We start from the raw sequence: 18,051 nt of genomic DNA on the forward strand, positions 1-18,051 counted from the left end.
GACGGTGGCGACGGCGCGGTGGCGGGTGGGGGCGCCGGCGATCTTCCCGGCGACGTACGCGGCGGGGTCGTCGCCCGGTACCGGGCGGGGCGCGAAGTGGCTCCGGTTGGGGGTGAGGTGGCGGATGCGGTCGAGGCGGTAGATGCGCCAGTCGTCCCTGCCGGTGTCGTGAGCCAGGAGATACCACAGGCCACCGGAGGCGACGAGGTGGTGGGGTTCGACCCGGCGTGAGGCCGAGGCGCCGTGCCGGGTGGTGTAGTCGAAGGTGACGGATTCATGGTCGCGGCAGGCGGCGGCGAGGGCGGCCAGCAGCTTGGCGTCAATGCGCACCATGCGGGTCTCCCAGCCGATGGTGGCCGTGGTTTGGTGCACTGCGGCCACCTGGGTGCGCAGCCTGGCGGGGAGGACCTGTTCGAGTTTGGCGAGGGCGCGCAGGGTGGTCTCTTCCATGCCGGTGAGATGGCCGGCGGCGGTGCGCAGGGCGACGGCGGTGGCGGTGGCCTCGTCGTCGTCGAGGATGAGGGGCGGCATGGCGGTGCCGGAGGCCAGCCGGTAGCCGCCGGCGTGGCCGGTGGTGCCCTCGACGGGGTAGCCCAGCTCGCGCAGGCGGTCGATGTCGCGGCGGACGGTGCGGCCGGTGACGCCGAGCCGCTCGGAGAGTTCGGTGCCGGACCACTCGCGGCGCGTCTGCAGCAGGGAGAGCAGCCGGAGCATCCGGGCGGGAAGGTCGGTCGTCATGTTTCCCAGAATGCCGTCCTTTAAGGACGTGAGGTGTCCTAAAAGGGTCCTAACGTGAAGGCATGTCCGAGAACAAATCCTCCCGAAACCTCACAAGCGCGGCGGATCCGCGAAGGTGGGCGGCACTCGTTGTCGTACTCGTCGCCTCCTTCATGGACGCGGTCGACGTCACCGTGGTCCACATCGCTCTGCCCGACATCCAGGCCGAGACCGGCGCGTCCACGGCGCAGGTCCAGTGGATCACCGGCGGGTATGCGCTGGCGTTCGCGCTCGGGCTGATCACCGGTGGCCGGCTCGGCGACCTGTTCGGACGCAAGAAGATCTTCCTGCTGGGCGTCGTCGGCTTCACGCTCACCTCGCTGGTGTGCGGTGTCGCGGGGAACCCGGAGACACTGCTGGCCGGGCGCGTCGCGCAGGGCGCGATGGCCGCGCTGATGGTGCCGCAGGTGCTTTCGATCATCCACGTCACCTTCCCTGAGCAGGAGAGGGGCAAGGTTTTCGGGATCTACGGTTCGGTCATGGCGCTGGGTACGCTCGGCGGGCCTCTGGTCGGTGCGCTGCTGGTCGAGGGCGATCTGTTCGGGCTCGGCTGGCGGCCGGTCTTCCTGGTCAACCTGCCGCTGGGTGTCGCCGGGCTGATCGCCGGGACCCTGCTGATCAGCGAGTCGAAGGCCGAGCGGGCGGCCCGTCTCGACCTGGTGGGCGTACTGCTGGCCACGGCCGGTCTGCTGGCGCTTGTCCTGCCGCTCACGCAGGGCCGTGAGCTGGGCTGGCCCGCCTGGACGTACGGGTCGATGGCCGCTTCCGTGCCCCTCCTGGCCGCGTTCGTGGCCTGGGAGCGGCGCCTGGCGCGGCGCGGCGGATCGCCGCTGGTGGTGCTGTCGCTCTTCTCCCGGCGCAGCTTCGCCGGCGGGCAAGGAGTGCAGCTGCTGTTCGGTCTGGCCTCGGGCGTGTTCTTCCTGGCCTGGACGCTCTATCTGCAGCTGGGTCTCGGCTTCTCGCCGCTGAAGGCAGGGCTGTCGGGGATGCCGTTGTCGGCGGCCATGATGGCCGGCGCCGGACTGTCGATGCAGGTGCTGATGGCGCGCTACGGCCGCCGGGTGCTGCAGGCCGGGGGATTGCTGGCCGCCGCGGGCATGGTGTCATTCGTCTGCCTGGCCGGCCACTACGGCACCGACATCGCCCTGTGGCAGACGATGATGCCGCTGATCCCGATGGGCCTGGGCATGGGGATGATCATTGCCCCGCTGACCGACGCGATCCTCTCCGAGGTTCCCCACGAGCACGCCGGCTCGGCCTCCGGTCTGACCAACACCACCATGCAGCTCGGCCAGGCGGTCGGCGTGGCCCTGTCCTCGGTCGTCTTCTTCGACCGGCTCGGACCGGGCGATCCCACCACGCAGGCGCGGCAGATGCCGCATGCCTTCGCCGGCTCCCTGTGGTACGTGGCTGCCGCGTTCCTCGCCGCGTCCGCTGTCCTGTTCGCTCTGCCGAGGAATGTCGGCACTACGTCTCCGGTGAGCGGCGGGGCCGTTTTGGAGGGGGAACGGGAGCGCGAACGGGAGCCGGAGCGGGAGGCCGAGGCGGCCCGGGTCGGCTGACACGCCTTGCCTTGCTTTGCCTCGCCCTGTCCTGCGTTGGCTCACCCCTGACTGCGGTCCGCACACGAGCGACCGCACCACCGAGAAAAGGAATCCCCACCATGAGCACCACCCACTCCGCTGATGCCCTCAAGGGCTCGGTGACCTCGTACGCGATCTGGGCCGACGACGGGCGTCGTCTCGCCGAGTTCTACGCCGCCGCGCTGGGCAGCGAGGTAGGCGAGCCCTACTCCGACGAACACGGCAACGAGGTCGCCTTCCCCGTCACCGTCGGCGACACGATGTACATCTTCTGGACCTCCAGCTCCTTCACCGCACCCGCCTGGCCCCAGCAGGACCTGCCCTTCCACATGGACCTGGCGTTCCCCGACGCGGTCGCCGCGGAGAAGCGGCTGCTGGAACTCGGGGCGAGCAAGCCCGACTTCCAGCCCGGCGGCGACCACTGGACCGTCCTGCTTGACCCCTGTGGCCAGCCGCTGTGCATCAGCCAGGCCCAACCCTCCTGACCACAGGAGTTCCTCTTGACCACAGGAGTCCCCCCTGATCACAGGAGTTCCCCCTGATCAAAGGAGTTGCTCCTGACCGCCCACGGAAAGGAACCAAACCCTCATGAAGATCGCCCTGTTGGGAACCAACTTCGGCCAGGCGCACGCCGCCGTCTACGCCGCCCGGAACGACGTAGAAGAGGTGGTGCTGTTCGGCCGCGACGCGGATAAGACCGCACGCGTGGCCGGACAGTTCGGGTTCGCCGCCGACACGGACCTGGACGCCGCCTTCACCGACCCCTCCTTCGACTTGGTCGATGTCTGCCTCCCCATCCCGCTGCACGCACCGATGGTGCTGCGCGCCCTGGAGGCCGGAAAGCACGTTCTGACCGAACTGCCCATGGCAGGTTCCCTGGAGGAGGGCCGCAGGATCGTGGCGGCGGCCGAGTCGAGCGACCGGCACGTGTTCGTGGACATGTTCGAACGGTTCATCCCTGCCAACCAGGCCCTCACCGACGCCGTACGCGACGGCACCTACGGCCGACTCCAGGAGCTGACCTGCTGGAACGCCGTCACCCTGCTGTGGCCGGGCGCCTCGCTCGGGCTGAAGCAGCTCCCGATGGAGGCCATGCACAGCGACCTGGACCTCATCACCCGCGCTCTCGGCACACCGGACCAGGTGCACGTCACCGCGGTGGGCCGCGACGCGGACGCCGGCGCGGTCGAGGCGACCCTGGCCTTCGACGGCGCGATCGCCCGCAGCTCGGTCTCCGCGTTGCGACCCAAGCCGTGGGGCGCCCGCGGTGGTTACACCGCCGCCTTCACCCACGGCGTCCTCGAGTGGACCTCGACCATGGGCTACGACGGCAAGCCGACCGGCGCCCTCACCGCCTACAACGATGAGGGCGCCCACGAGGTGAAGCTGCCTGCCGCCGACCAGTACACGGCGATGATCGACCACGTACTGGCCGTGCTGCGAGGTGAGGCCACCAACGAGATCAGCCCGGGGAGCGCCCTGGCCGCGCTGGACCTGACCTGCCGAATCAACCGCCAGGTCAACCCCGCGAAGTGACCACCCAGCCCTGCCGCCGAGCCGCCCTGACGGCGCGGCAGCAGGGCTCCAGGCCGCCACCGGCCTGCCCTTGGACGACGCCCGAGTTCCAGGCCTGCGTGAGGCCGCGACGACCGCGTCGCGGTCGTAGCCGACGCGAGCGTGTGAAGGCCCGGCACGCAAGGCGCCGCGACCGGCAACGCGCGCGACCTCTGTCACCGGATGTGCCACTACACTGCGCCGTGCGTGGCGTCACAGGACACGCGACAACTGGCCGAAAGTCGAACGGGGAACGGCATGGCTACGGGGGGATGGGGGCCGGGCAACGGCCCGGGCCAGCCTGGCGGCAACGGACCGGGAGGCCAGGGCGGCTGGGGCGCTCCATACGGATCACCGCAGGGCGGCGGCCCGTACGTACCACCACCACCGAACCCGGGCCCGTACCGAGACCCGAACGCGAACCCGAACCAGCCTCCGTACCCCTACGCCCCCCAACCCGCGAGGCCAGCCGTCCGGCGTCGCCGCGGCTGCCTGTCGTACCTCTCACTCTTCGGGCTCGTCTCCGCGATCCTGCGCTCCGCACATCGCGTCGCCACCAGGCTCTTCGCGCAGGAGGGTGAGGGTCGAATAGTTGACCGCGCCGTGGACCGCGTCCAGCTGGCCCGCACGGTGCTCGGGGCCGCCGCCACGATCGCCCTGATCCTCGTCTACAACGTGGACCGGAACCGCTGGGAGGACGCGGCGTGGAGCGGCGTCGCCAACCTCCTCGTAGCCCCGTTCGTGCTGCTCGTCGCCGGGCCGCTGGTCATCCTCGGATTCATCTACTACGCGCCCCCGCCCCTGCGGCCGCATCTGCGCTCCCGGCTGCGCGCTCCGCTCAAGGCCGTCGGCTGGTACGTACTGACGCTGGCCGTCATCGGCGGAATCCTCGCCCTTACGGGCCAGACCCTGGACGTCAACGACGGGCGGAGCTGGTGGGAATACGTACTGGGCATCGCCGCGATCGTCGTGATCGTGTGGGGTTTTCCCTTCTTCTTCCTGGCGTCGCTGTACTCGGCCCGCAGCGCCTTCAACAGCGCCCAGGTCCACCCCCTGCTGCCGCCCGTCCTCACCATGGCGCTGGTATGGGTGTTCGCGGTCTTCAACCTGATCGGCGGCGGCATGCCGGGGGGCCCGCCGGTCGTCCAGTTCTGCTCCATGCTGGGCGGACCGCTGTCGGTGACCGCCGTCTCGCTATGGGAACTGCGCCGAATGCGAACCCGTTTCGGCATCACCCTGCGCACCTGATCTGCCGTCACCGGGCCCCACTCCCATGTGACGGGCGGACCCTTACGCTGAACCACGCTGACCGCACCTCGGTCAGAAGCGGTTGCAGCGACCGCGCCGCTGCTCGCAGCTCCTGATCCCTGGCGTCAAGGGGCTCCGGCAGGCTCAGCCCATACCAGCGCAGCCGCCAGAGGTCGAAGACTTGGCTCCCGTCGGCTGTGAAGTCCACATCGACCTCAGTGCCGTTGTCGCTCTCGAAGCGGCACCCTGCCCCATGAACGTTGTAGAAGTAGGTACCGATTTGCCCGCTCCGGCTGATCTGGCGTGAACGGGCCAGGCCGACGATGTCCGCCAGCCGCTCGAGCGAGGGGATCGCCGCCCTCATGGCCTCATCAATCGCGCTCAGAGCGCGGACGTAACCGAGCACGAGGTCTCGCGCTGCCCCAACCTGTTCCATACGGCGTCATCCTCCTGAGCCCGTGGCGTGGCTGGAGTGATTTTTCCACGCGGCCGCCGAAGCGGGCGGCGGAGACCCAGTCGAGGTGATCGCCCTTGATCAGGACGGTGGTGCCGTCCGTCGCCTACTTCAGCCCGAGAGCAACGATCAAGCCGGCTATCAGCACTGCCGCAAGAGTCGTCTGGAGCAACGTCAGGAGCTGTTGCGTACCGTCCCGTCGCAACGTGCTGCGCACATGCTCCCAAGCAGTCGGTTCCAGGCCCTTCACGATGAACAAGTCATGGCCGAGTGCGGACACCACCCCGGCCGGCGACGAGGAGTCGTCAGCCGTTCCGATCCATGATTTGGACAGCATCACTTCCACGTCTGGGATCAGATCCGAAACCCCGTCTTCCTCCAAGGCCCTTCTGCAATAACTGCAGAGATACGAGGACATCACCTTCTGACGGACGTCGCTCAATACAGGAGTGACATCACCCACGCAGCCCTTCGTTCCCAGGTGGACTGAGCCCCGCAAGCGAGGGGAGACAGCGGCAATCGCTTCTCGGACCGTGAGCGTCAGCACGAACTCCAGGATCGACGGCGGGGCCATCCACCTCTGCCAGTTGCCGAGGGCGATGATGGAGATACCGTTGTGCCGCAACGAGTAGAAGTTGTCGGCCAGCGTCGCCTTCGTCAGCAGCACCAGGCGATCGGGCGGCTCCTCCTCCTTGGTCTGGAAGACGCCCGACAGGGTGCTGAAGCGGCGCCGCATGCCCTGCCGGAACGCCTCACACTCCGTTCGTACGGCCTCACGGTCGAGGGGCTCGCCTCGCGTGAGCATCAGAATGAGGGGATCCGTCGGGTCGGCCTTACAACCTAGGCACCCGTCCCCAAGGGCAAAATCCCATCGGGCTCCATGTGACCAACTGCACCCTCGGACCCTGCCTGTCCGTGGACGAAGCCGAGCGTCAGGCACCGGGGGAACGGCTGCCGCGCGTTCGTGACGGGCGGGGCGAGACGGCGTTCGGGGGGCTCTGGTGCTGAAGTGTGGTGAGAAGCCCATGATCGGGAACGTGAATGTAATGCCGGACGTATCAGCCCCCGTGATCAAACTGGTGCGGCGGACCACCGAACCCGTCGCCGCGCAGACCCTGCGCTCCACGGCCGCGGCCGTCATCTCCTTCAGCGCCGCCTTGATGGTCCTGCCCGCACAACCCGCTCCCCTGACGGCCCCGCTGACCGCGCTCCTGGTCGTCCAGGTCACCCTGTACGCGACCCTCACCACCGGTATCCGACGCGTGAACTCCGTCATCGTCGGCGTCCTCATCGCCATCGGCTTCACCGCCCTGGTAGGGCTGACCTGGTGGAGCCTGGGCCTGACGATCTTCACCTCCCTCATCATTGGCCGTTTCGTACGAGTGAACGAGTTCGTGCCCGAGGTGGCGATCAGCGCGATGCTGGTCCTGGGCGTCTCCCAGGCCACGTCGGCGGCCTGGCACCGGGTCCTGGAGACGCTGATCGGCGCCGGGGTGGGTCTGCTGTTCAACCTGTTGTTCGCGCCCCCTGTATGGACGCAGTCTGCGGGGATGTCCATCGACGGGCTGGCGCGCGGGATGGGCCGGATGTTTCGCACCATGGGCACGGAGATCGCCGGGGGCAACCTCCCCTTCCCGCACGCGGCCGCCAGACTGCACGAGGCGCGGCGGCTGGACCACGACATCGTGGAGGTCGACGCCTCGCTGCGGCAGGCGGAGGAGAGCCTGCGGATGAACCCGCGCGTACGGCAGGGACTGCTGTCCCGGGTGGTGCTCCGGACGGGGCTGGACACCCTGGAGATCTGCGCGGTGGTGCTGCGTGTGCTGACCCGAAGTCTGACCGACCTGGCGAAGTTCCGTACGGACGAACCGCTGTTCCCGCCGGACGTGTCGGCCGGCCTTCAACAGCTGTTCGAGCAGGTGGCCGAGGCCATCGAGAGCTTCGCCCGGCTGATCACCACCCAGGTGGCCGCCAACGCGGAGCAGGCCGAGGAGCGGCTGACCGAGGCCCTGGCCGCGAGCCGGGCCACCCGCGACCAAGTCGCCGAGATGCTGCTGGAAGACGTGCAGGAGCACCCCAGGCAGTGGCAGCTGCACGGCGCGCTGCTCGCCGAGATCGACCGGATCCTCGACGAACTGGACCTCGACAAGCGCACCGAGCGCCTCATGCAGGAGCTGGACCGCCGCTCGGCGGAGCTCAACGAGCGCCACCCGCGGCTCGCAGCGCTGCGCCGCCGGCTGCGCGGCGAGAGCGGCACGGAGCGGCAGCCGGCCGTGGAGACGTGAAACCCCGCTCCTGTCTTCCGGGCCCACAGCGAGCGCGACGGCACCCGCGCGTCGATCGAGGTCCTGCTGCCCGTTCGGCGTCCGCCAGCCGAACGCGGAGACGCCGGATGGCCGCCGTCAGCCGCGCTCTGCCCCCGCCCCCTTGGCGGACGCGGTGTCGGCGATGACGGCGACGATGTCCTGGAGGACGGCCTCGCTCTCGGTGACCTCGATGACGGTGACGCCGTGGTCGACGGCCTGGTCGCGCAGCCAGGCCTGGATGAGGCGGATGTTGTCGAACTCGCGGAGGTAGCGCTCTCCGACGCGGGATCCGGTTTCACGGCCTCTGCGCAGGAAGTGGTTCCTGTGGGTGTCGGCGTCGGACACCGTCAGCACGACGGGCAGCAGGAGGGTTCGGGGGAATTGACGGGCCCAGTGCGCCAGGTGGCCGGGGACCACGTGGGAGCCCTCGACGATGATCGACGTCTGTTCCTCGACGGCGCGGGCGATGACGGCCCGGGCGCCCACGGAGACGGCCTGGACCTGCTCCCGGAAGGAGGTGATCAGAGCCTCGGCCGGTTCTTCGGGGGTCGGGCAGGGGGAGGGTACGACGTGGAAGCTGGAGGTGTGCAGAGCGGGAAGCAGATCCGGTGGCACCGCGGCGCGCAGGACTTCGCGGACGGTGTCGGTGGAGATGACCCGAGTCATGCGCAACCGTACGGCCAGCTGGGTCGCGATCGTGGACTTGCCCACACCGGTCACACCGCCCAGCAGGACGATCAGCGGTGCCTGGAGGTTGTCTACGCGCTGCCATCGTCGATAGCGACGCGCGTGCTGTTCGTCGATCTCGCTCAGGACCGTGCAGGCCAGATCGCGCAATGTGCGGGTCGTAACGAGGGGGAGTGCTTGGGCGGTCAGCCGCTCGTGCACGCGTCGGGCGGCGGGGAACGCCTCGCCGGGGAGTACTCCGGCGGTCATGAACGAGGAGGCGAGCAGACCTTCGGAGAAGGGCAGACGCTGGGAGCCGGTGTGGACCTCGATGCCCGGCGTGGTGGCGTTCATCCGCGTTCTTCTCCCGCGCTCGCGTGTCGTCGGCGGGCCAGGTGGGCCACGGACAGCAGGTGGGGCTCCAGGGTGTCGCCGTCGAGGGTGAGGGGGCGGTTGTCGACGTAGACCGTCTCGATGCCGTGTTCGGCGCCGAAGCGGGTGACGACGTCCACGCCGGCCGCCTTCAGTTCGACGGCCAGGACGTCGGTCTCCGGTGCGCGTTCCCCGAGATCGCGGGCCAGTTGCCGGCGGTCGCCCAGGGCGTGGCTGATGCCCACGACATGCGCGCCGTGCACGTGTTCGAGGTGCGCGGCGAGCGTGGGACCCGCTTGCCGTGGCGCCGTGGTGGCCAGCCACAACTGCTTGCCGGCCACATCGGCCAGGGGGTGCGGGCGCAGGACGGCACGGACGGTGTCGGGGCGCGTGACGCAGTGTTCGGCGATGTCCGCCTCGATCGCTTCCGCGCGTCTGCGGCCCTCGTCGCCCTCGCACATGGTCAAGACCACCAGGTCGGCCAGCAACAGGCGGTAGAGACCGAAGTAGCCGTAGAGGTCGACCGGGTCGATGTGCACGTCCACCACCAGGATCGTCGCGTCGGCGGCGGCCGGAGGGATGGACGCCCCGCTGGACTCCAGCACCAGCACGTTCGGATCGAGGCCGACGGCCTTCTCCAGCGCACGGTCGTAGTCGGTGTGGAACGGGGCACCGGCCAGGCCACCTCCTGCCCTCCAGGTCCCCACGGTGGGCACGCCCGTCGTCAGGGCGTCCTCGATGTGGTCGCTTGCGGCGTGCCGGCCCCGGTCGGCCCACTCGAGCAGGGTCTCGGGCGTCAAACCGGCGTCGGCCGCCACGGCTTGGGGCTCGGCGGGACCACCGCGCCCCATCGCCACGATCACCGGGGCCAACCCCGCGTGTCGATAGGCGCGGGCGGCGGCGCCTGAGATCGCGGTCTTGCCGGTGCGCTTGCCCATCCCGATCACCGCCACCGAGGCGGCGCCGCGCACCGGGGTCCGGCGCGGTGGGGTGAACACGAAGTCGGGGCCGACATACGAGGCATCGCGCCACACCGCGATCGAAGCCATGCGAAAGCGGCGGGTGTTGTGCAGGACCGGCTCGTCCGACAGGTCCAGTACCCGCGTGGCGCCCGTCTCGACGATGGCCGCGGCCAGCGCGCGTTCCGGATCGTTCACCGTGCGGACCGGCACCCCCAGGTCCAGGGCGCGGGTCCCCAGTTTCTCCCCACCGCCCACCAGCAGTGCCAGAACAACGTGCTCCCCGGCCTCGCGCATACGCGCGACCGCCCGCGCGGTCACCGGCGGGTAGTGCTCACCGTCGACCAGGACGATGGATGTGGGAACAGTCGACACGAGACTCCTCGATCGATGATCGACCAACGGTCCGGCGGGATCGGATACGTACGCCCAGCGCCCTGTTGTCCGTCCCCGGACAACGCCGCCAACGCCGACGGCTCACCCCCCGCGACAAAGCCGCCCACTGCAGCCAACGCGAACGACTGCCCGATACCGCGGATGCCACAAGTAGACTCATGGGTTGGCCGACTGTCCGACATTCATGCTTTCGAGGTCGTTTTCTGGACTGCGACCAGCGCCACCCGGGACCATCTCCACAGGTACGGGGGTTGGCCCCACTTCTGAGTGAAAGACAGCGGCTCTTCGGGTCACTGCCGCCATGACGGAAATGTTCATGGTGTAAAGCAGCTCGACCCTCGCTCGACCGCCGCCTGCCCCGCTTGGCGGCTCTCTATCTGGCGTAGACGGAAGCTCGCCGTATCCCAAGACGAGGTCGGACAGCGGAGGACGAGACTCCTGTAGGTGCACCGGCGAGGCAGCCGGCAGCAGAGTCAGGACACGCGTAGTGCCCGCAGGCTTTACCCGCGACCACGGCGCCTCCGCACGGGCCGTCGCCGACCTTCGAGCGGCGCCGCACACCGCTCGGTGCTGCCCTGGTAGCGGGTGGCCACCAGGGCTCGAAGCGCCTCGCGCGACCCTGGAGAAGAGGTGCCGCCGAGCCGAGACGAGACCTGCGCCCGACCCGGCCAACGGCCCGGAATGCCCGGTGTCTAGGGTGAGCTTGTGCCGAATTTCGAGGTGGTGACAGCCGTCGCCGCGCCCCCGGGCCAGGTGTTCGCGGTATGTCTGGACGTGGAGGCGCATACCCGCTCGATGACCGATTCGTCGGAGCGCGCGGTCGGCGGCAAGACCCGGGGAGAGCTGGCGCTCGGTGACACGGTGACCTTCCAAGCTCGCCATCTCGGCCTGACCTGGCGGCTCAAGGCCCGTATCACCTGCTACGACCGGCCCCGATGCTTCGTGGACGAGCAGGAGTCCGGGCCCTTCAAGCGATGGCGTCACGCCCACCACTTCGAGCCGGACGGCGCCGGCGGAACCATCATGAGAGACGTCATCGACTTCGCCTCACCGCTGGGGAGTGTCGGACGCATCGTCGACGGACTCCTCCTGCGCCGGTACATGCGCCGCCTCATCAGCATCCGCAACGCCTACCTGGCCAGCACTTTCGACTGAGCGGTCGGGCCCGGCACCCCTGCTCCACTACGAACAGCCCCGCGCCCCCGGCGAGATGCTTTTGACGAACCCGACCGCGGGTTCTTGCGTGGGCCCCGAGACCTGCCTCGGGAGCCGACGGCGTGGTGCAGGCGAGGCCGGCGACGTCGTCTTGTCCCGTATCAGCGGAACGCGGGGAACCCACGCACGAACACACCGCACGAGACAGAGGTGGTCGGGCAGCGGGTCAAGGGGCCGTGAACCGCCACCCGGCCACAGCCAGCCAGGCCCTGTCGTTCCCGTGGCTGTGATGCCTACGCCGCTAAGGCGTCACGGCGCGATCGTCCAGCGCTGACGCGCGTCAGTGCCGCATTCGTCGACTGTCACGTCCTCCGTCTCCCTCAGCGGCGCGACGAGGCACAGGTGGTTGGCCTCGTTGCGAAGGCGGAGGGAGCCGTCGACGTAGGTCTCCACCAGCCAGCGGCGGCCCGTACCGTCGTTCTTGCTGTTGCCGGTACCGCAGTCACCCAGTACGGAAGTGGTGCCGATACCGGAATCGTCGCTGTCCAGGACGTCGACGCATTTGCCGCTGTCGATCCCCTTGATCCGCGCGATGTTGTCACCGGGACCGGCGTACTGGATGTCCCAGCGCGAGATGTCCCCGTGGCTGTAGGTGGTCAGCTCGGTCTCGTCGCTCTTGCCCCCGTCCCGGGCGGAGAGGTAGAGGCCGTTCGACGCGCGCAGCCGCGTCTTGCTCTCCCCGGCCTCCCAGGTCTTCTCCTCGACGGCACGGGAGTTGTCCCACCACCGCTGGGCCAGGCTGCCGTCGCACGGCAGGGCCAGGACGCGTTCCAGCATCGGCGTACCGGTCAGACACAGTTCCGGACGGGTGGAGTTGCGCCAGATCAGCGTGCCGTCCGACTCCTCGGGGGACTCGGGCTGCCACTGAGCGTATTTCGAGTCACACGGCAGCAGCAGCACCTGCAGCGGCAGCCACGGGTTGAGACCGGGGCACCCCCGGGGCCTCGCCGCCCGGCCTGCGAGGGCGCCGCGAACGGCGGAGGCGCCGGGCGGGCTGTCGCCGTAGTTGAAGCGGTACCAGTGCCCCTCGACGGTGCCCATGCGGAACCGCTGGCGGTCGTCGAACCGGTCGCTGCCGCTGATCACACGGCCGTCGTTCGTCACGCTCATGACCCACCCGGTCCGGGCGTTCTCGAAGGCGGAGGAGAAGGTGTGGGTCGCGCGGTCGGGCGCGGCCGTCACGGGAGTGGGGTGGGGTGCGAACTGCACCGGGTAGTGGTCCGCGCCGCGTCCCGAGGGGACAGCCGCGGTGTACCGGGGCATGCCGTGGGTGATCGCGTAGTCCAGTTCACCGCCGTTCTGGTGCGTGGCCCTGTTCGGCCGTACCAGCTGTTCGTCGGCGCGCAGATGGAGACTCTGGTCGCGGGCCTGCTCGTCACTGCGGTTGCGGATGTTGAGATTGAAGTCGCCGAGCATGACCCACCGCTCGCCGGGCCGGGTCGCGTCGCGGATGCCCTGGAGCAGGCCGCCGACGTCCGCGCCGCGCGCGTGCACGTTGTAGTAGACGGTGTTGCCGATCCGTACACCAAGGGCCCGGCGAAGGCGGTACGCGTTGTTGGTCTCGCCCGGGTTGTACATCGGGTTCTCGATGACCCGGACCTCGGCGGCCTCTTCGGCGGTGACGATCGCGAGGTTGACCCGGCCGCCGATCCACGCGTCCCGCCCTGTCGTGCGGCTGTGCTGCGGGTCGGTCTGCAGGTAGTACACGTGGCGTGGTGGCCGGCCACCTTCACCGGTCGAACGACCGTACTGCCACCGCGAGTGGTTGACCGAGCGCGGCAGGCCGGGGGGCCGCGTCACGTCCATGGGGATGGGGATCGACTCGGGCTCCGTACCGTGCGCGTCGGTCGGCGGGCCGCTGCCGACCTCCTGGAGGGCAAGGATTTCGTGCTGCTCCGTCAACGGGCCGGCTTCACCGGTCCAGCGCTGTCCACGGTGGGAACCCTCCATGTTGTACGTGGCGAACGACGGGGCCCTCTCGGCGGCCTGCCGCGCCGTCCCCACCGGCTTTCCGTCCGCCCGCGCCGCTTGACCACCCGGCCCGGGCACGACGCCGACGAGCAGGCCGACGGCCAGCAGCGTGGTCAGGACCGCTGCCCACCATGAGCCGCGCGGGCCAGACCGGGACGGGGTGCTCGTTCGTGGCACCGGTGATAACCGCATGATGCGTCTCTCCGTTCAGAGATCGGAAATGCCCAGAGTCTTGGGGGTGCTCCGTCCCGTACACCAGCGAGATCGGGCGACCGGGGACGTTGGAACGCCGGCTCAGGCTCTGACCAGCGATGCTGTGGAAGCCCTGGAACGGCGGAACGGGACGCCGAGGGCAAGCCGCGTCGAAGGTCATGGCGTTCCCTCGTACGGGAGCCGCAGGGGACTGGGGGAGTACCGATCAGCGTTTGACGCGGTTACGGACGGCCAGGACCGCCAGGCCCAGAAGGATGGGCTCGGTCACGCGGGACGCCATTTCGATGTAGGTGCCGGCAGTGGTGAGGTCTTGGCCGGAGGAGCGGAACACGACCGAGTTGAGGGTGACGTTCAGGGCTTTCTCAAAGCGCTTGCACGTGAACCGGTCTTCCGTGGGGTTCTGGAGATCCGTCCTATCGATCTCGAAAGTGACCTTGCCTCCGCCGAACGGCACTGTGCCGGTCGCTTACTGCTTCGGGGAGGCCTTGGGGAGCCCGAATCCCATCAGCAGCACGATGGTGACCAGCATGGCGGCAGCCAGCCAGCCAAGACCGGCCCGACGGGTCCGGGCGCCGCCGTCCATCCTGGGACAGCTGTCGGCTGGATCGCACGCCAGTGGTGTTCTTCGGCGAGGGTGCGGCGCGGCGTGAACCGTACCGGACGCCAGCGTCGCCAGTACGTGCCGGGTGGGACGCCGGCGAAGGTACAGGGGCCTTCCAGCCTGAGCTGGTCGAGGTGAAAAGCGCCGGAGAACAGACAGCCGGTCAGGTCGAGGTCGGCCAGGACCAGGTGCGCGGCATCCACCCCGCGCACCGAGTCCATCCGAACCCGCACCTCCTTCTTGGCGCGTTTCAGCAGGCTCTCGTCCACCCCCGCACCCTCCTCTCTGACGCGGAAGGGGGCGGGATGGGCGGTGACCGCTACGGGGGAGGTAAGCACCGCGCCGCTGAGGTCCACGGTGGCATAGCGCAGGCGCACCCCCGCGCTTTTGCTGCCACGTCGGTCCCGCTACTGCTGCATGCCGACGCCACCGGCTGGGAGCGACGACGGGGTCGGCGGTGTGGCTGGGGAGGTCTGATCGGGAGCTGTTTCGGGGTGTGACGCCTCCCCCGACAATCCATGGTTCTCTGAATTCAGGATTATCTGTACTGTTGTGGGGTGCTGACTCTCGCCCGTGACATCGAGGTGCTGGCCCGGTTCGGCCGCGCGCTCGCCGACCCCATCCGCTGCCGCGTCCTGCTCGCCCTGCGCGACGCCCCCGCCTACCCCGCCGATCTCGCCGACATGATCGGTGTCTCCCGTACCCGGTTGTCGAACCATTTGGCTTGCCTGCGCGACTGTGGCCTGGTCGTAGCGTTGCCCGATGGACGGCGGACTCGCTACGAGCTGGCCGACGAGCGTCTGGGGCACGCGCTGGACGATCTGCGCACCGCCGTGGTCACCGTGGAGGCGGACAAGAACTGCCCGGACGCCGAGACGAAGGGCTGCTGCTGAGATGACCGCGATATCCCTCGGGCCGACCCCGGCCCGTCGCGAGGCGCTCACCAGGCGCATACGACTGCTGGTCGGCGCAACCATCATCTACAACGTCATCGAAGCCGTTGTCGCCCTCACCGCGGGGACGGCCGCCTCCTCCACCGCCCTGATCGGCTTCGGCCTGGACTCCGTCATCGAGGTCTCCTCCGCCGCGGCAGTCGCCTGGCAGTTCTCCGCCCGCGAGCACACGGTGCGCGAAGCCCGCGAGAAGACCACGCTGCGGATCATCGCCGTCTCGTTCTTCGCGCTCGCCGCGTACGTCGGCATCGACGCCGTGCGCGCGCTGACCGGCACCGGCGAAGCCGACCGCTCGATCGTCGGCATCGCCATCGCGGCCCTTTCGCTGGCGGTCATGCCGTTCCTGTCCGCGGCCCAGCGCCGGGCCGGCCGCGAACTCGGCTCCGCCAGCGCCGTCGCGGACTCCAAGCAGACCCTGCTGTGCACCTACCTCTCCGCCGCGCTCCTGGTCGGCCTCGTCCTCAACGCGACCCTGAACTGGTCCTGGGCCGACCCGATCGCCGCACTGGTGATCGCCGTCATCGCGGTGAAGGAAGGTTGCGACGCCTGGCAGGGCAAGGGCTGCTGCGCGGCCCCCGCCACGACGGCCGTCCCGGCCGACGACGCCTGCGGCTGCCGCCCAGGATGCGGGTGCTGCACTTGAGCCAACAGAGGCCGGGGCGAGCTTCAGCTGGCCTCGGTTGCTGTTGGCCTGGGCTTTGGTGTGGGGAGCCGGTAGATGTCGGTACCGGTCTGGATGACGCCGACGGACGGCGGCGTACAGCTCGGCCGAGCGCAAGCGGGGCGGCGCGGTCGGGTCACGGCCTACGCGCACCCGACCGAGACGGTCGCCGCAGCGTCCTCGTGCTGGGCGAGCCCCTTAAACGCGGCTGCCGCCGGGGGTAGCGCCGGTCCGGCCGGGCAGCGCGTCGGCGTTCTCTCGGCTCCGCCGTCAACTCCGGCTCAACCGCCGTGCGATGGCCTCCAGCAGCTGATCCAGCGCTGCCTCGCGTGGGTGGCCCTTTGGCCGGGCCAGCCCCACCCGGCTCGGTGAGAGCCCGCAGACTGGACGGAACACCACGTCCGGGCGGGAGTAGAAACGGGCCGTCGACGCCGGAGCCAACGCTACGCAGCCGGCAGCCACCGCTCCGAGCCACTCGTCGGGTCGGCTGGCGACGGCTCCGACCCGGACGGGGCGCCCTTCCCGCTCTCCCGTCGCCAGCCAGTACTCCCTCCAGGCTCCAGTCTCGGCTCCGGTCGCGACGAAGGGCTCGTCCCACAGCTCCCGGAACTCCACCGTCCCGCTGTTCGCCAGCGGATGTCGAGCAGGCAGCAACACTCCACGCTCCTCAACGAACAACTCCCGGACGTTCAGCCCCTCCTGCCCCGGAAACGGCAGCCGCACCACTGCCGCCTCCACTTCGCCCCGGGCCAGGCCGGCACTCGGGTCCGACCAGTCGAACTGACGCAGTTCCACCCGCCACTCCGACCGCGCCTGGCGGAACCCGGCGATGACCTCGTGGATGCCGCCCACGGCGCCCGCGTCCAGAAAGCCCAGGCGCAGCAACCGCGCCGCCCGGCCGGTGGCCTGTACCGCCTCATCCCAGTCGTCCAGCAGTGCGGGCACCCGCGCGGCGAGTTCCCGACCGGCCTCCGTCAGCGCCATCCCGGACCGCGAACGTGCGAAGAGCGGTACTCCGAGGTCGTCCTCCAAGCGCCGGATCTGCTTGGTCAGCGCGGGCTGCGAGACGAACAGTTGTTGCGCCGCCCCGGTCAGGCTGCCCTCATCCGCTACCGCGGCGAAGTACCGCAGCAGGCGTGTGTCCACGTCCATGCCGCCAGGTTATAGAAGCGGGTATTGGACGGTGCCCAAGCGCCTGCGGACCCTGAAGGCATGACCGGTACCCAGCTCGCATTCCTCGTCGTCACCTTGTTCACCGCCGCCGCCAACGTCGCTATCGCCGCAGCCGACCTCGCCGGCGCGCGCTTCGTACTGGTCAACTCGGCGAAGGTGGGAGTGCCCCGCTCCTGGCTGCGCTGGCTCGCCGCCCTCAAACTGGCTGGTGCGGCAGGCCTCCTCCTCGGCCTCTTCGACTCGGCATTGCGCCCCCTCGGTGCCGCCGCGGCCTGCGGTCTCGTTCTCCTCTACTTGGGCGCTCTCGCCTTCCATCTGCGCGCACGCGTGCTCTACAACCTCGCGTTTCCGGGTTTCTACCTCGCCACCGCCGTCGCCTCGTTGGCCTTGGCTGTGTCCTGCTGATGACCGCATCGCTCAACGTTGACCGAGCACATCGCACCCACCACGTTCGGAACGTCATGCGTACGCCATTCGTACGGCGTAAATGCGGGGTCCGTACGATCCTTGAGGGTAGGGTGGGATTGGAGGTGTTCCATGTCCGAGTTGTTCGACGCGGTCGACGCACTGGTCGAGTCCCGCGCCGCGCTGCCACCGCCGGCGGAGCGCAAGCGGCTGCGTGCCGCGCACGGCCTGACGATCGATGAGGTGGCCACCGCGCTGAAGGTGCGGCGGGCCACGGTCTCCGGCTGGGAGTCGGGCAAGACCGAGCCGCGCCCGCCGGAGCGCAACGCCTACGCCCGACTGCTGAACAAGCTCGCGGGGCTCTACCCCGCCGACCCCGCCGACGCGGCCGCGCCCGTCCAGGACGCTGCGGTGCAGACCACGTTCACCGCCGCACCCAGCCCGGCGGAAGCGCCACCGCTGCCCAAGCATCCGGCACCCGAGGCTGCGGCCCCGACCACCACCGAAAACACCCAACCCCCTGCCCGCACCTCTGCCCCTGCTC

19 protein-coding genes are annotated in these 18,051 nt (G+C 69.5%); 10 read left to right on the forward strand and 9 right to left on the reverse strand.

The window, feature by feature from the left end; genetic code table 11:
• Positions 1-738, reverse strand: a 738-nt coding sequence (locus tag GKQ77_RS11955; protein ID WP_219688692.1) for a helix-turn-helix transcriptional regulator, incomplete at its 3' end; no start/stop codon positions are given.
• 62 nt (positions 739-800) lie between these two features.
• Between GKQ77_RS11955 and GKQ77_RS11960 the strand changes: the two genes are divergently transcribed.
• The 4 genes from GKQ77_RS11960 to GKQ77_RS11975 all read left to right on the forward strand — a co-directional run bounded on the left by GKQ77_RS11960 (position 801) and on the right by GKQ77_RS11975 (position 5,162).
• Positions 801-2,339 carry an MFS transporter gene (locus GKQ77_RS11960; protein WP_219688693.1) on the forward strand — a complete coding sequence of 513 codons (1,539 nt, stop codon included), beginning with the start codon at positions 801-803 and terminating at the stop codon, positions 2,337-2,339.
• A gap of 101 nt (positions 2,340-2,440) precedes the next feature.
• Positions 2,441-2,845 carry a VOC family protein gene (locus tag GKQ77_RS11965; RefSeq protein WP_219688694.1) on the forward strand — a complete coding sequence of 135 codons (405 nt, stop codon included), beginning with the start codon at positions 2,441-2,443 and terminating at the stop codon, positions 2,843-2,845.
• A gap of 103 nt (positions 2,846-2,948) precedes the next feature.
• Positions 2,949-3,896 carry a Gfo/Idh/MocA family protein gene (locus GKQ77_RS11970; RefSeq protein WP_219688695.1) on the forward strand — a complete coding sequence of 316 codons (948 nt, stop codon included), beginning with the start codon at positions 2,949-2,951 and terminating at the stop codon, positions 3,894-3,896.
• A 621-nt stretch (positions 3,897-4,517) separates the two neighbouring features.
• Positions 4,518-5,162: a hypothetical protein gene (locus GKQ77_RS11975; protein WP_308117630.1), complete on the forward strand. Its 645-nt coding sequence runs from the start codon at positions 4,518-4,520 to the stop codon at positions 5,160-5,162.
• Between the two features lie 7 nt (positions 5,163-5,169).
• On the opposite strand, the gene GKQ77_RS11980 is transcribed toward GKQ77_RS11975, so the two are convergent.
• A complete protein-coding gene (locus GKQ77_RS11980) occupies positions 5,170-5,598 on the reverse strand; it encodes a DUF6896 domain-containing protein (RefSeq protein ID WP_219688696.1) in 429 nt (142 codons plus the stop codon).
• A gap of 124 nt (positions 5,599-5,722) precedes the next feature.
• Positions 5,723-6,421, reverse strand: a complete 699-nt coding sequence (locus GKQ77_RS11985) for a hypothetical protein (protein ID WP_219688697.1) — start codon at positions 6,419-6,421, stop codon at positions 5,723-5,725.
• A 241-nt stretch (positions 6,422-6,662) separates the two neighbouring features.
• On the opposite strand from GKQ77_RS11985, the gene GKQ77_RS11990 reads away from it, so the two are divergent.
• Complete coding sequence (locus GKQ77_RS11990; protein WP_219688698.1) at positions 6,663-7,901, forward strand: FUSC family protein; 1,239 nt, start codon at positions 6,663-6,665, stop codon at positions 7,899-7,901.
• A 117-nt stretch (positions 7,902-8,018) separates the two neighbouring features.
• Here GKQ77_RS11990 and GKQ77_RS11995 read toward each other — a convergent pair whose 3' ends face one another.
• Together GKQ77_RS11995 and GKQ77_RS12000 are read right to left on the reverse strand one after the other, a co-directional pair.
• Positions 8,019-8,942 carry an AAA family ATPase gene (locus GKQ77_RS11995; protein ID WP_219688699.1) on the reverse strand — a complete coding sequence of 308 codons (924 nt, stop codon included), beginning with the start codon at positions 8,940-8,942 and terminating at the stop codon, positions 8,019-8,021.
• Entirely contained in the window at positions 8,939-10,294 is a 1,356-nt protein-coding gene (locus tag GKQ77_RS12000) for a hypothetical protein (RefSeq protein WP_219688700.1), read from the reverse strand. The genes GKQ77_RS11995 and GKQ77_RS12000 overlap by 4 nt, the downstream gene beginning before the upstream one ends.
• A 726-nt stretch (positions 10,295-11,020) precedes the next feature.
• On the opposite strand from GKQ77_RS12000, the gene GKQ77_RS12005 reads away from it, so the two are divergent.
• Positions 11,021-11,470, forward strand: a complete 450-nt coding sequence (locus GKQ77_RS12005; RefSeq protein WP_219688701.1) for an SRPBCC family protein — start codon at positions 11,021-11,023, stop codon at positions 11,468-11,470.
• A gap of 309 nt (positions 11,471-11,779) precedes the next feature.
• On the opposite strand, the gene GKQ77_RS33895 is transcribed toward GKQ77_RS12005, so the two are convergent.
• The 3 genes from GKQ77_RS33895 to GKQ77_RS33905 all read right to left on the reverse strand — a co-directional run bounded on the left by GKQ77_RS33895 (position 11,780) and on the right by GKQ77_RS33905 (position 14,584).
• Positions 11,780-13,678: a ricin-type beta-trefoil lectin domain protein gene (locus GKQ77_RS33895; protein WP_219688702.1), complete on the reverse strand. Its 1,899-nt coding sequence runs from the start codon at positions 13,676-13,678 to the stop codon at positions 11,780-11,782.
• 241 nt (positions 13,679-13,919) lie between these two features.
• On the reverse strand, positions 13,920-14,168 hold the full coding sequence (locus GKQ77_RS33900) for a hypothetical protein (protein ID WP_308117631.1): 249 nt from the start codon (positions 14,166-14,168) through the stop codon (positions 13,920-13,922).
• 50 nt (positions 14,169-14,218) lie between these two features.
• Entirely contained in the window at positions 14,219-14,584 is a 366-nt protein-coding gene (locus GKQ77_RS33905; RefSeq protein WP_308117632.1) for a hypothetical protein, read from the reverse strand.
• 288 nt (positions 14,585-14,872) lie between these two features.
• Here GKQ77_RS33905 and GKQ77_RS12020 point away from each other — a divergent pair, with 288 nt between their 5' ends.
• Complete coding sequence (locus GKQ77_RS12020) at positions 14,873-15,208, forward strand: ArsR/SmtB family transcription factor (protein ID WP_219688703.1); 336 nt, start codon at positions 14,873-14,875, stop codon at positions 15,206-15,208.
• A 1-nt stretch (position 15,209) separates the two neighbouring features.
• Positions 15,210-15,911: a cation efflux transmembrane domain-containing protein gene (locus GKQ77_RS12025; RefSeq protein WP_219688704.1), complete on the forward strand. Its 702-nt coding sequence runs from the start codon at positions 15,210-15,212 to the stop codon at positions 15,909-15,911.
• A gap of 288 nt (positions 15,912-16,199) precedes the next feature.
• Here the strand turns inward: GKQ77_RS12025 and GKQ77_RS12030 are convergent, their stop codons facing one another.
• A complete protein-coding gene (locus tag GKQ77_RS12030) occupies positions 16,200-17,081 on the reverse strand; it encodes a LysR family transcriptional regulator (RefSeq protein ID WP_219688705.1) in 882 nt (293 codons plus the stop codon).
• 60 nt (positions 17,082-17,141) lie between these two features.
• Here GKQ77_RS12030 and GKQ77_RS12035 point away from each other — a divergent pair, with 60 nt between their 5' ends.
• A complete protein-coding gene (locus tag GKQ77_RS12035) occupies positions 17,142-17,507 on the forward strand; it encodes a DoxX family protein (protein WP_219688706.1) in 366 nt (121 codons plus the stop codon).
• 132 nt (positions 17,508-17,639) lie between these two features.
• Positions 17,640-18,051, forward strand: a 412-nt coding sequence (locus GKQ77_RS12040; protein WP_219688707.1) for a helix-turn-helix domain-containing protein, incomplete at its 3' end; no start/stop codon positions are given.

The sequence above is a fragment of the Streptomyces anatolicus genome (genome assembly GCF_019400875.1).
GTDB classification, from domain to species: domain Bacteria; phylum Actinomycetota; class Actinomycetes; order Streptomycetales; family Streptomycetaceae; genus Streptomyces; species Streptomyces anatolicus.

Excerpts from the sequence above, each read along its gene's own strand:
- GKQ77_RS12025 (WP_219688704.1), top strand. The coding sequence starts at position 15,210 with ATGACCGCGATATCCCTCGGGCCGACCCCGGCCCGTCGCGAGGCGCTC.
- GKQ77_RS11995 (WP_219688699.1), bottom strand. The coding sequence starts at position 8,942 with ATGAACGCCACCACGCCGGGCATCGAGGTCCACACCGGCTCCCAGCGT.
- GKQ77_RS11965 (WP_219688694.1), top strand. The coding sequence starts at position 2,441 with ATGAGCACCACCCACTCCGCTGATGCCCTCAAGGGCTCGGTGACCTCG.
- GKQ77_RS12035 (WP_219688706.1), top strand. The coding sequence starts at position 17,142 with ATGACCGGTACCCAGCTCGCATTCCTCGTCGTCACCTTGTTCACCGCC.
- GKQ77_RS11985 (WP_219688697.1), bottom strand. The coding sequence starts at position 6,421 with ATGCTCACGCGAGGCGAGCCCCTCGACCGTGAGGCCGTACGAACGGAG.
- GKQ77_RS11990 (WP_219688698.1), top strand. The coding sequence starts at position 6,663 with ATGCCGGACGTATCAGCCCCCGTGATCAAACTGGTGCGGCGGACCACC.
- GKQ77_RS11980 (WP_219688696.1), bottom strand. The coding sequence starts at position 5,598 with ATGGAACAGGTTGGGGCAGCGCGAGACCTCGTGCTCGGTTACGTCCGC.
- GKQ77_RS12030 (WP_219688705.1), bottom strand. The coding sequence starts at position 17,081 with ATGGACGTGGACACACGCCTGCTGCGGTACTTCGCCGCGGTAGCGGAT.
- GKQ77_RS11970 (WP_219688695.1), top strand. The coding sequence starts at position 2,949 with ATGAAGATCGCCCTGTTGGGAACCAACTTCGGCCAGGCGCACGCCGCC.
- GKQ77_RS11960 (WP_219688693.1), top strand. The coding sequence starts at position 801 with ATGTCCGAGAACAAATCCTCCCGAAACCTCACAAGCGCGGCGGATCCG.